Origin of the sequence: Vibrio tritonius, assembly GCF_001547935.1 — a bacterium.
Taxonomy (GTDB): Bacteria; Pseudomonadota; Gammaproteobacteria; order Enterobacterales; family Vibrionaceae; genus Vibrio; species Vibrio tritonius.
The window spans coordinates 1034147-1046420 of the sequence record NZ_AP014636.1 but is presented as its reverse complement, the minus strand read 5'-3'; the positions used below and the strand labels follow the sequence as shown (position 1 = coordinate 1046420).

Annotated in this window: 12 protein-coding genes; 9 read left to right on the top strand and 3 right to left on the bottom strand. The window is 44.0% G+C overall.

What is annotated here, in order from left to right:
- The first annotated feature begins 253 nt into the window (after positions 1–253).
- The 4 genes from JCM16456_RS20000 (at position 254) to JCM16456_RS19985 (ending at position 4125) form a co-directional block, all read left to right on the top strand.
- Positions 254–1429 carry a pectate lyase family protein gene (locus JCM16456_RS20000; protein ID WP_068717803.1) on the top strand — a complete coding sequence of 392 codons (1176 nt, stop codon included), beginning with the start codon at positions 254–256 and terminating at the stop codon, positions 1427–1429.
- Between the two features lie 220 nt (positions 1430–1649).
- The gene (locus JCM16456_RS19995) at positions 1650–2666 is read left to right on the top strand and encodes a lipoate--protein ligase (RefSeq protein ID WP_068717801.1); all 1017 of its coding nucleotides are present in this window, start codon (positions 1650–1652) and stop codon (positions 2664–2666) included.
- 62 nt (positions 2667–2728) lie between these two features.
- Entirely contained in the window at positions 2729–3274 is a 546-nt protein-coding gene (locus tag JCM16456_RS19990; RefSeq protein WP_068717799.1) for a GNAT family N-acetyltransferase, read from the top strand.
- Between the two features lie 431 nt (positions 3275–3705).
- Complete coding sequence (locus JCM16456_RS19985) at positions 3706–4125, top strand: OsmC family protein (RefSeq protein WP_068717797.1); 420 nt, start codon at positions 3706–3708, stop codon at positions 4123–4125.
- A gap of 21 nt (positions 4126–4146) precedes the next feature.
- Here the strand turns inward: JCM16456_RS19985 and JCM16456_RS19980 are convergent, their stop codons facing one another.
- Entirely contained in the window at positions 4147–5154 is a 1008-nt protein-coding gene (locus tag JCM16456_RS19980) for a bile acid:sodium symporter family protein (protein ID WP_068717795.1), read from the bottom strand.
- Positions 5155–5238: 84 nt separating this feature from the next.
- Between JCM16456_RS19980 and JCM16456_RS19975 the strand changes: the two genes are divergently transcribed.
- The 5 genes from JCM16456_RS19975 to JCM16456_RS19955 all read left to right on the top strand — a co-directional run bounded on the left by JCM16456_RS19975 (position 5239) and on the right by JCM16456_RS19955 (position 9210).
- Positions 5239–6024 carry a helix-turn-helix domain-containing protein gene (locus JCM16456_RS19975; RefSeq protein ID WP_068717793.1) on the top strand — a complete coding sequence of 262 codons (786 nt, stop codon included), beginning with the start codon at positions 5239–5241 and terminating at the stop codon, positions 6022–6024.
- 170 nt (positions 6025–6194) lie between these two features.
- The gene (locus JCM16456_RS19970) at positions 6195–7064 is read left to right on the top strand and encodes a transporter substrate-binding domain-containing protein (RefSeq protein ID WP_068717791.1); all 870 of its coding nucleotides are present in this window, start codon (positions 6195–6197) and stop codon (positions 7062–7064) included.
- 74 nt (positions 7065–7138) lie between these two features.
- The gene (locus JCM16456_RS19965; RefSeq protein ID WP_068717789.1) at positions 7139–7780 is read left to right on the top strand and encodes an amino acid ABC transporter permease; all 642 of its coding nucleotides are present in this window, start codon (positions 7139–7141) and stop codon (positions 7778–7780) included.
- Between the two features lie 10 nt (positions 7781–7790).
- Positions 7791–8456: an amino acid ABC transporter permease gene (locus JCM16456_RS19960; RefSeq protein WP_068717787.1), complete on the top strand. Its 666-nt coding sequence runs from the start codon at positions 7791–7793 to the stop codon at positions 8454–8456.
- Positions 8449–9210, top strand: coding sequence for an amino acid ABC transporter ATP-binding protein (locus tag JCM16456_RS19955; RefSeq protein WP_068717785.1), 762 nt, complete (start codon positions 8449–8451; stop codon positions 9208–9210). The genes JCM16456_RS19960 and JCM16456_RS19955 overlap by 8 nt, the downstream gene beginning before the upstream one ends.
- A 225-nt stretch (positions 9211–9435) precedes the next feature.
- Here the strand turns inward: JCM16456_RS19955 and JCM16456_RS19950 are convergent, their stop codons facing one another.
- Positions 9436–10398, bottom strand: a complete 963-nt coding sequence (locus JCM16456_RS19950) for a transposase (protein ID WP_068717784.1) — start codon at positions 10396–10398, stop codon at positions 9436–9438.
- Between the two features lie 341 nt (positions 10399–10739).
- Positions 10740–12254 carry a MocR-like pyridoxine biosynthesis transcription factor PdxR gene (gene pdxR / locus JCM16456_RS19945; RefSeq protein ID WP_068717782.1) on the bottom strand — a complete coding sequence of 505 codons (1515 nt, stop codon included), beginning with the start codon at positions 12252–12254 and terminating at the stop codon, positions 10740–10742.
- Positions 12255–12274 lie beyond the last annotated feature (20 nt).

The following is a 12274-nucleotide window of genomic DNA, read 5'->3' as shown; positions in this document are numbered from 1 at the left end:
AGAAGTATAAATAGGTTCTTATCTCAATATTTTTCATTGATTAAATGTGGCATGGGTCCCATAAAGTAAACTTATTAATTTTATGAGTTTTACAATAAAAAAATAAATGTTAAAAACAGCTGGAATTAAACTTTACAAATTCTTACATTAGCGAAAATTATGTGGAGTGATTGTGTTCCATTTATTTTCGTAAACATAAGATAGCTTATTAATTAAGCAAAATCTGTTTTTGATACATTTATAGGAATCATGTATGACTTTTTCTTCTCATTTTGCTAAGCGCACACTTGGTGTGGCTGTGACTTGTGCGTTAACATCAATGTTTGCTGCGGTTTCGGCTCAAGCAGGACCTTTGTATACTAATGAAGCACTTACAGAAGCAACTATCGGTTTCGCAACGCAAAACGGTGGTACCACTGGTGGTGCAAACGCAGATAGCGCGCATATTTATCTTGTGAGTTCTATTTCCGCATTCGAAGCCGCACTAGATGAAGATGAGGGTGACGCTCGCATTATTCAAATTCAAGGTACAATTGATATTAGTGGTGGCACTGCTTATAGCAGTTTTAATGACCAAAAATCGCGCTCTCAAATTAAAATTCCTTCTAACACCACTATTATTGGTGTGACCAGCGATGCAGGCTTTACTAATGGTTCGTTAGTTATGTCTCATGTCAATAATGTTATTATCCGTAATATTCACATTGAAACTCCAGTGGATGTTGCACCGCATTTTGAATCTGGTGATGGTTGGAATGCTGAGTGGGATAGCATGACAATCACATATTCTAAAAATGTTTGGGTTGACCATGTGACATTTGATGATGGTTCATATACTGATGCCGATTACACAGAAGTAGACGGTTATGAATATGTTCGTCACGACGGTATGCTTGATATTAAACATGGCAGTGATTTTGTCACGGTTTCTGCGTCTTTATTTGAAAACCATAATAAAACGATGCTTATCGGCCACAGCAAAAGCAACTCTAAAGAAGACAGCGGTCATTTACGTGTAACCTTAGCCGATAACGTATTTAGCAAAACTACTCAGCGTACGCCACGTGTTCGTTACGGTAAAATCCATGCATTCAATAACCTATTTGAAGGCGATTACAAAGATGACACTTACCCGTTCATGTACGCGTTCGGTCTAGGTTATGAAGGTTCTATCAATTCACAATACAATGTATTTAACATTGATAACTTGAAAACCAGCAAACAATACAAAGTGGCTAAAGTCTACAAAACCAATTCAGAGCTGACAGATACAGGTTCAGTGTTCAATGATACAACGCTTGATCTAAGCGGTAGCAATATTCCAGCTGACGTATCTTGGAATATTCCTTACTCTTACTCACTGTACTCTACTGAAGGTTTGGCGGCTTATCTAAAAGCGACAGCAGGCGCTGGTAAGTTGTCTCTTTAATTGAGCCATTGTGATGTAACGAAAAGGATGCCTCGGCATCCTTTTTTTGTTCGCCTTTGTTGTTATGTTGTTCTTGAAACCAAGTATGGACCTTTGCCTGAGTATCGCATCATCAACTTTGGGGACTATCTTCTTAAATCGAGCGTGTCGAACACATAGTGATTCTCGATTAAAAATCACTTAACATATCGAGCAATCAATCAGATAGGCAGGCTTTGCTATGAAAAAAACGCGTATTCTACTGTCCCAGTCCACGGACCCTTGGTTTAACCTTGCTGTGGAGGACATCATTTTCCGTTCTATGTCTGCGGATCAGCGCGTGCTGTTTTTATGGCAAAACAACGATACTGTGGTTATCGGCCGAGCACAAAACCCTTGGAAAGAGTGTAAAACCGATATCATGGAGCGCGATGGCGTGAAATTGGCGCGTCGGCAAACCGGCGGTGGTGCTGTATTTCATGACCTTGGTAACACTTGTTTTACGTTTATGGCGGGTAAGCCAGAATACGATAAAAGTGTTTCCACCCAAATTGTATTAGATGCACTGGCTAGTATCGGTGTGAATGGCAAAGCAACGGGTCGCAATGACTTGGTTGTGGAAGATGAGCAGGGCGTTCGTAAATTCTCTGGTTCGGCCTATCGTGAAACCATTGATCGCGGGTTCCATCATGGCACCATTTTGATGAGTACCGATATGTCGCGCTTGGCGGACTACCTCAATCCGGATCCTAAAAAACTGCAAGCCAAAGGCATTACTTCGGTAAAATCGCGTGTTATTAACCTCAATACCATTGTGCCGAAAATCGACCATAAAATGGTATGTGATGCGATGATAGAAGCTTATCGTCACTACTATGATACCGAAATTGACATCGAATTTATTTCTCCAGAAGCGTCAGCCAACTTGCCAGATTTTGCAACAAAATTTGCTAAGCAAAGTAGCTGGGAGTGGAACTTCGGTAGCACGCCGCAATTTACTCATCAATTGAGTGAGCGGTTTGCATGGGGTGGGGTGGATCTCTATTTGGATGTGACGCACGGCATTATTGAACATGCGCAAGTCTACAGTGACGCGTTGGATCCCAAACCGATTGAACTGTTCGGCGCAGCATTGGCCAAACAGACATACACCGTAGACGGTATGCGCCAAGCCATCACCGCCGTGATTGAACAAGCGCCTGAGTATCAAGCCCAACTTGAGGAACTCGGCTCCTGGCTTGGTGCGCAAATACAATAGTATGCCCCTTTATTAAGAGTTCCCTTTATCAACAGTATGACAGATCAAGAGAAGGACACACGATGATTTTAAAGACCGGGATGGTCTACCTGAGGGCATTAGATGTTGAAGACACCGAGAGCTTTTACCGCTGGGGCTGTGATGATGAGATAACGCAATACAGTTTGTCTGGGTATCGCTATCCACAATCACGCACTGATGTTCAAAAATGGCTAAGCCAGATTAACGATGATAGCCGCACCATTACATTTGGGATTGTGCTACAAGAAAATCACCAATTGATCGGATACGCGGGTATCAGTTCAATGAGTACGCTCAATCGCAGTGGTGAGTTTTTTATCTTGATTGGCGAAAAAGAGCTGTGGGGTAAAGGGATTGCCTCATTAGTTACGAGGCGTATTACTGAATATGCCTTTGCTGATATTGGATTACATCGTATGACGTTAACTGCGTTTGCCGATAATCCTGCTGCAGTTAAGGCCTACTCCAATGCTGGTTATCGCGAGGAGGGCGTTTTGCGCCAAGCTGGATTTCGTCATGGGGAGTTTAAAGACAAGGTCACCATGGCGGCGCTAGCAACAGAATGGTGTTTTAATTCAAAAGGTTAACATTAGCATTTGCTGTATAATGTTATGGTGTTTTACCAGCCGCGCCAAGTTGCCTTTGGGTGACTTGGCTCACATCAAGCTCACTTTTACGCTCCGTATCAACTTATTTGATAATAATTGAATTAACAATTGGTGCGTAGTTCACCGTTTACACCAAATTATCTCCCTAAACTCGATAATGATAATGAAACCGGGTTCATCGTCTGTTACTATCGGCGGCTTTATCGATAACGCACAGCAAACGCTTAAAGCATTAGCAGAGATTGTGCTTGCTTAAACTGCAATTGCTCGGATTTAACTTATTGATATTATAAATAAAACATTCAATTTTATTTATGCTCTAACCGAATGGAGTGTAATAAACATACTGAACGTGAAGCACACGTCGGTGAATGTTTAGCGGTGTGTATAACTCTTAGGAGAAGGCTATTATGACTGTTAGCGTCGAATGGCAGCAAGATTATAAGTTTGATGTAATCAACGATCATAACTTTCATTTCCCAGTGGATAACAATAATGAAAGTGCTACCTGTCCAACCGATATTCTGTTGTCAGCCTTAGGTTCTTGTTGCTCAGGTGAAGTGATTGCTGGACTGAAACAGCAAGAGGTAGAACTGTTTGGTATGAAAACAGAGGTGAGCTACAGCTTAACCGATACTCAACCTCGTCTCTTTAAAAGTGTGAACTTGCATTTTATCATTAAAGGATTTGGTCTTAATGATTCTATGGTAAATCAAGTGATTGAAAGCGCGATAAATGAAAATTGTCATGTGGCACTGATGCTTAAATCGAGTATGGCGATCACTTACACTTATCACGTTGTGCAGATCTCAAAAGAGTTGGCATCCTAACCCAACTCTTTTGCAATTTGCTTATTTGTTTGGTGAAAGATGAGCATTGGCTCTATTGGCATAACGGTTAGCTAAAATTGCACAGTAAAACAGCTGAATTGGGTGATAGAGCATGATAGGTAAAAGTATCATGCCCAAATCTGGTGAAGTACTAAAGATAACCTTAGCCATTGGTATGCCAGCGGCTAAGGTTTTTTTTGTGCCGCAGAAAACAGCAGCCACTTCATCGGCATGGGAAAAGTGCCAACGAGCCGATACCCAGCGTAACAAGTGAGTGATCGCCAAAAGTACCACCACACAAATCAAAGCAGAGATGCCTAGTAGTGTTACCGAAAAGTGCGACCAAATGTGTTCGATGACGGAGTCACTGAAGGCATTAAGCACAATCATCAAAATAACCCACTTGTCGACTTTATTGGTGATGCCTTTATAACGGGCTAGTAAATTACCCAACAGTGGTCGAAGAAGCTGACCAGCGATCATCGGCAAGAGTAAAAGCTCGGCAACGGATACAATGGTGCCTGAAACATCGAGTCTCGCCCCTGTTGATTGAGTAAACCATCCCATCAACAATGGCGTAATAAATACCCCCAACACACTGGACAAAGAGGCATTGAAAATGGCGCCAGGAATGTTGCCTTTGCCGATGCTGGTCATCGCAACTGATGACGAAATCGTGCTGGGTAGGGCAAATAGATAGCAAAACCCGACCGCTAATGCCGCTGGAAATGCTTGGTACATCATGTGACCAAACACGACCCAAATCAGCGGATAGACGACAAACGTAGCGAGTTGTACAACCAAGTGAAGTTTCCAGTTACTCACACCTTGGCGGATCTTCTCTGGTGACAAGCCAATACCATGTAAAAAGAAGATAATGGCGATACCTATGCTGGTGAGTTTGTCGAGATGAAACCAACCTTGGCTTTTACCTAAATCGGGAATCAGAGCAGCGAGCACAATCATGAGTAACATTGTGACGATAAACCACTCTTTTTGAATGCGTTGTAGGAGTGAATTGATAAACATAAAGTGTTCCAACGGGATTGAAAAGATGACCTGCGCTAAGGTACGCTCTCTTTCTATTTCCTGCTATCGAAGTTAAGACAAATTATGTCGAATACACGACAAATCCGCACCATTCCGGTGTATGAGCAATTGCCACGCCCTATCTGGGCGCGGCCAGAACGCTGGGATGATCAAGGTAGCGCGACGCCCTGGCATTCTCATGCATGGGGCCAGTTCTCTTATGCGGCGCAAGGGATTTTGACGGTGCAAACAGAGCATGCCAGCTACGTGTCACCACCACATTATGGCATTTGGGTACCAGAAGGGGTGACTCATCAAGTGGTGTCGGATGGCGCTGCCACCATGAATAGCCTCTATATTGAATCCCATGTACTGCCCGGAGTTGGATGGGATGCCCCTTTTGTGTGTGTGATTTCCCCACTATTTAGAGAACTCATCATTCGTTTTTGCCAAATGCCTGCTTTATATGAATTGGCATCAGCACAAGAGCGGTTAGCGATGGTGTTGCTTGATGAATTGCAATTGCAGGAGAGGGTGAGCTTGGAGTTACCAATGCCAGACGATAGGCGAATTCGTGCTCTGTGCCAGCAGTTGCAAGCGGAACCCGCGCATCGCTGGAGTGTAGAGCAATGGGGCCAACACATTGGGTTAAGTGGGCGCAGTGTCAGTCGACTTTTTGTTAAGCAGACAGGGCTTACGTTTCAGCAGTGGCGGCAAAGGTTGCGCTTTATCTATGCGTTAAATCTATTGGAGCAGGGCACTGTGGTGACTGAAGTGGCACTGCGTTGTGGTTACGATTCGGTCTCGGCTTTTGGTGAAGCATTCAAAAAGCAGTTTGGCTGTACGCCGGGGCAATTTTTTCATCATTGATGGGGCCAGATTGGCCCTATCAAAGCCGTGCTGGCCTTAATTTCATTTATTTTTGGCTCTATTACTCTTTGGTAGAGTCAGTAATAGTGAAAGCATTGTTAAGGATTGCTAAATAGAAGCTAATTGTTGTGAGAAATCATAACGTAAGGACACTATCACAGGAGGTGGTTATGAAATTAGCGAGTCAACAATTGAAACGGATCGGGAAAGTTACGCTATTGGCACTGATGCTAGGAAGCTTCGCTGCTCACGCTAACGACTTACCCCAAATCAAACAAGCGGGTGTATTTAAGGTGGCGACCGAAGATGATTACGCCCCCTTCAACTTTATGGATAACGGTACACCCGTCGGATTTAACAACGACGTATTAAAAGAACTTCAAACCTACGCAAAAGACATCAAAGTTGAGCAAAGCATTCTGCCTTGGACAGGCTTACTTGCTGCTGTCTCTTCTGGTCAATACGATGCAGCGATTACCGGTGCATTGGTCACCGACCAACGTTTAAATGTTTTCAACTTCGTAACGCCACTAGCTTCTGCGCAACACTATTTTGTGAAACGCAAAGGGGATGATCGTCTTGATACCATCAAAGATCTCGATGGCAAAACCGTCGGCATTCAAGCAGGAAGTGCTTTTATGGCACGCTTGCCTGAGTTGAAAAAGATGCTCAAAGAACAAGGTGGTAGCCTAGGTAAAATCGTTCAATACCAATCATATCCAGAAGCCTATGCCGACCTTGCTAACGGCCGTTTAGATTACGTTATTAACGCGGTTATCTCAGTTAATGACCTGGTGAAAAAACGCCCTAACGTATTTGAAAAAGGGTTACCTGTTTCAGGTGGCGGTTTCGTCTCATGGCCTGTACCTAAAAACAGCCCAGAGCTATTGGCTTTCCTCGATGGGTTTGTGGCACATCTAAAAGCGACAGGCAAATTAACAGAACTGCAGAAAAAATGGTTTGGTCAAGAATTTAACGGACTGCCTGACCAACCTATTACCAATGTAGCTGAGTTCCATAAACTCGCTAACATCAAGTAATAGCGAACAAAAAAGCTGTACCGGCCCAGCTGTTGGGCCGGATTTTGAGAAAGCCAACAAAGGAGCACGACTAGATGGATTTGGGTGCTTGGATAATGTTACTCAAGGGGGCTGTTACCACGATTTGGGTATCTGCAACAGCCATTGTGATTGGTGTATCGATGGGATTATTGATCGCCATTATTCGCCAACGAAAAATTCCTTTCATCGATCAATTACTTGCCTTATATATAAGCATCGCTCGTTCCACTCCGCTTGTGACATTGGTGTTGTTTATCTTCCTCGCATTGCCAGCTTTGGGATTGCAATTGGATGTCACCGTCGCTGCGATCATGTCATTAGCACTGAATACCGCCGCGTTTAATGCCGAAATCTGGCGCTCAGCGATCCGTAACTTTTCTATGGATCAAAGAGAGGCTGCTTATGCATGTGGCATGACTGAATGGACCTTCTTCCGTCACATTATGTTACCTCAGATTTTCTCGGTTAGTTTACCTGCGCTGGTGAATGAAATGTCCTTTTTGATCAAAGGCAGTCCTGCGGTGGCGATTATTGGTTTGGTGGATTTAACCCGCGTTACCAACCGTATTTCATCGGTGACGTATGAACCGCTCTGCCCAATTTTGGGCGCTGGACTCATCTATATGGTCATTGTTGGGCTGTTGGTTAAAGCGCAGTCGATTGCCGAAGTTAAAGCTCGCCGTTTAGCGATGTAAGGAGAGTCAGATGAATGAATGGGCAATGATATGGGAAGCCAGAGATTGGTTTATTGATGGTTTTACTGAAACTCTCTATCTGTTTGCGATTGCAGCCGTTATTGGCTTTATTTTTGGCTTGGTGCTGTTGTACATCCTAGAAGCGGAAATACCGTTTCTTTCTCGCGCGGTGCGAGTCTTTATGACCGTCATGCGTACCGTCCCTTTTTTGATTTTGGCTTACTTGCTTTATTACGGTTTAGGTCAATACGGTTTTCGCATGGAAGCAGAAGTGGCTGGTCTGGTCTCCTTGATTCTGTACCATGGCGCCTACTTCTGTGAAATCTTACGTGGTCAACGGTTGGTTATGCAAAAAGGGTTGATTGAAGCGGCGCACGCGCACGGTTTTCGTCATCATCAAGCCTTTTTATACGTTATTTTGCCAAACGTGGTACTGAGTGCATTACCGCTACTTGGAAATCAGCTAATCATTACTCTAAAAGATACCGCCTTTCTGTGCATTATCACCGTACAAGAGATCACCGCATCGGCAAACAGCGTGCAATCGACGTACTTTATTCCGTTTAAAGCGTTCTTAGTGGCGATTGCATTGTATTGGATTGTGGGCCTTGCGATTGAAAACAGCATTAAATTAATCGGGTTGATTGGTAAGAAAAAAGGATTTTATCATGCTTAAAGACTCTGCAATTGAAGTGACAAAACTGTCGAAACAATTTGATGGAATCGAAGTGTTACGCGACATCAACCTGACAGTAAATAAAGGTGAAGTAGTGAGCATTCTCGGTTCATCAGGTTCAGGCAAATCAACATTGCTTCGCTGTATGAATTGGTTAGAAACACCAGACAAAGGCAAAATTTTTGTCGGCGAAGAGCGCATTGGTGTCGACAATGCGACTAATCAACCAATGAGCAACAAACAGCTGGCGAAAATCCGTGAACGTGTAGGGATGGTGTTCCAAAACTTCAACTTATGGCCACATTTAGACATCTTACATAACGTGATGCTGCCTCTGATCAAAGTAAAACACATGAAAAAGCACGACGCCGAAAAAGTCGCACTTGAACAACTGGAAAAGGTTGGCATGCTCGATAAAAAAGACGTCTATCCAATAACCCTTTCTGGTGGGCAAAAGCAGCGTGTTGCAATAGCCCGTTCACTGGCATTAAGCCCAGACGTCTTGCTCTTTGATGAACCTACTTCTGCCCTTGACCCTGAACGTGTTGGAGAAGTATTGGGTGTTATGAAGCAACTATCTCAAGAGGGCTACACCATGGTGGTGGTTACCCACGAAATGGATTTTGCTCGTGCGGTATCAGACCAAGTCGTGTTCCTTGAAAAAGGCAAATTGATTGAAAAAGCCCCACCAGAAGAGTTCTTCAATAACCCTAAATCTGAGCGTGTACGCCAATTCTTAACCTCCTTCGCATAACCAACCAGTGACCCGGTTTTTAACCGGGACACACATCTTTTAAGCAGGACACACACCATCCAGTTAGAGAGAAGGCAAAATAACCGGTTTGGTTACGGTATGGGTCAAATTGTTTTGCACGAATGACGAATAGGTTGAAGTCGCGAAAGTGGAAATCGCGTTAGCTTTGTTTTTCAAAAGAAAAGGGCAAGATGGGTGTTGAGTTACACAAATTTAGTTAGGGATTTAGGCGATATGCAGAGCGACCATTCGTTTCTTATTCAATGCGGTTTTTACTTGATGTAAACGCGGAGTGGAGCCAATCCAAACTCGAGGCTTTTTCTCTAGTTCTGTGCAAAGCGCTAAACAGTCAGATTGGGTTAGTGTGAGTCTTGCGAGTATATTCGGTTGTGAATCAGCGATATAGCCGGGTTTATCTGGCCTTATTTGTCGACCAAGCCAATCTACTAACTCAAGGTAATCACTGAGCTGAAAAGGGATCCCTTGCGTTTTATCTTGATGCTCGTAGCCCGTAAAATTGGCGAGTGATGGTGTGGTGGTTTTCCCTTTCTCTAAACTCATCAGTCGTGCTTTTATTGAGGTGAAGTCGGATTGCTCGGGTGTGTCGGCTATTTTGGCTCGAATTGGGTTTAAATCGACATACGCCATGGCCGAAAGAAGTGCTTTTTCATCCAGTAGTGCTTGTGATTTGAATCTCCCTTCCCAAAAGCGACCAGTGCATTGGTCTTCTTTATTAGCTTGCACGGCAATGCCGTAATTAAGTTCTCTCATAAACCAGCTGAGGGAATAAAGTCGCTCTCGCCACTCGCTAATGAATTGATTGCACGCTTCTTTTTCTGTGTCTGATTTTATCTCTCCCGCTAACCAACGTTGGATAATTGGTGGCAGTTGATGTTCCGCGTGCCAGCGTTCAACTACTTCTAAGTCCGATAAAGCAAGAGCGCTCTCTTTATCAATACTAACAACGAGATGGTAATGATTGCTCATCACCGCATAAGAGCATATTTGAATCAGATAAACTGAGGCGAGAGAAAGAATGCGTTGCTCAATCCAATCGCGGCGATGCTCATAAGATTTTCCGGTAAGACTATCAACACCGCATAAATAAGAGCGACGCACACAGCGAGACACGCAGTGATAATAAGGCGTGATGTCGGGGCAAATCAGCTGTGATCGGGCGGTTGTCATAAATTGCGATTCCGAGAAAATAGAGAGCCTTAGCGTGACGATTAACTGAAGTGAGTGTAAGAGTGAGGCCACGATTATTCGAGACGCTTCAAAGAATCACTGGTGCTGTTATGCATGTTTTCAAGCCAAATGTGAATTTCATAAAAGCGAGTGTCCTGCTTAAATAACACCGCGTTCCAAATGAATAAGAATGAGTGTCCTGCTTAAAAAGCACTGCGCTCCAAGCGAATAACGATGAGTGTCCCGCTAAAAAGGTGTCCCGCTAAAAAGGTGTGTGTCCGCCAAAAAAGAGTAAAGCGGTGGCTTTACTCTTTGGTGTTTGCTGGTGGATTGGCTGTGGGCTATTCGTCTCGCCAAAAGGCTTCTTGGCAAGAGGTTAATGTGAGTGAGCGTACGATTTGGCTGAGAATATCAATGCCAGGTTCGATGTTCTCTGCTTTTATTGAACCAAACCCTAAGCGCAGAAAGCGATGGTGTTGATTTTCTGGATGTCTAAATAGCACATCACCATCTTCTACAATTACACCTTGTTCTCGAGCCAGCTTGGCGACCTGCTTACCGCTCACCCCATCTGGCATTTGCAGCCAAAATGCGCTCCCACCTAGGGTATCAGTGGTGATGCATTCCGGTAAATGGCGTTCCAGAGCTTGGCGCAGTGCTTGCCATTTTTCACAGTAGGCACGTTTAATCTTACTTAAGTAGGTATCGTAGTAGCCTAAAGAGATAAACAGCGCGCAGGTGCGTTGGTTATTGGATGGTGGATGACGATACATCAAACGGCGCAGCTTACGCGCTTGGGCAATCATATTGCGATCCGCCACCATAAAGCCGATACGCAGGCCGGGTGATAGCGATTTGGACAAACTGCCGACATAAATCACGCGGCCATTTTTATCCAAGCTCTTTAGCGATGGATGCGGCTGTTGATTGATGTTGATTTCACTGTCGTAGTCATCTTCAATAAGCACAATGTCGTGTTTATCGGCCATTTTTAACAGTTCATGACGACGTTTAAGTGACATTGTCACGTTAGTGGGGACTTGATGACTAGGTGTGGTGTAGATGTAATCACACTGAGTGAGCTCAGGGGTAATAGACACACCTTCGTGGTCAATCCGCAAGCTTTGAATGTTGGCATGAAAGGTCGAAAAAATGTGGCGCGCATCTGGGTAGCCGGGTTCTTCGATACCTACAGTTGAATGACTATCTGTTAGCAGCTGTGCAATCAGAAACAGTGAGTTTTGCGTGCCTATCGTTACCAAAATTTCATCGCTATCGGCAATGATGCCGCGTTTGCTAAGAACGTTGGTTTGTAGCTGTTTGATCAACATAGGGTCGTCGTCGTCAACGTGATCTGCAAGCCAGTCTTTAATCACGTTGGTACGCTGCGCTAAGCGGCCACATTCGCGCCAATGGCTGGCAGGAAACAGGCTTTCGTCTGGCTGACCATAGATAAAAGGATAGGGAAACTCTTGCCAGTTGTTGAGTTTAATGCGGCTACGTTGTCCAGAAAAGTCACATTTGAACTTTCTGCTCCATATTGGTGCGTCGCTTACGCACTTAGGTGCATTTTCTTCTCGTGCCAGCGTGGTGACTTTTATGGCATCAATTTCGGGGTTGGCAAAAAAACCACTGCGTTGGTGAGAGACCAAGAATCCCTCATCCACTAAACGCTCGTAGACTAATACTATGGTATTTCTCGATACATTGAGCATTTGTGCTAATTTTCTGCATGACGGTAGAGCTTTGTCTGCAAATATCCCTTGATGAATCTTTTCCAGTAGATGTTCTCTGATCTGTTCTTGGAGGCTTCTATCAGGAGAAAATTGAATGTGAATTAAATGATCGTTCTTCAAAATCTACTCCTCTTTATTTA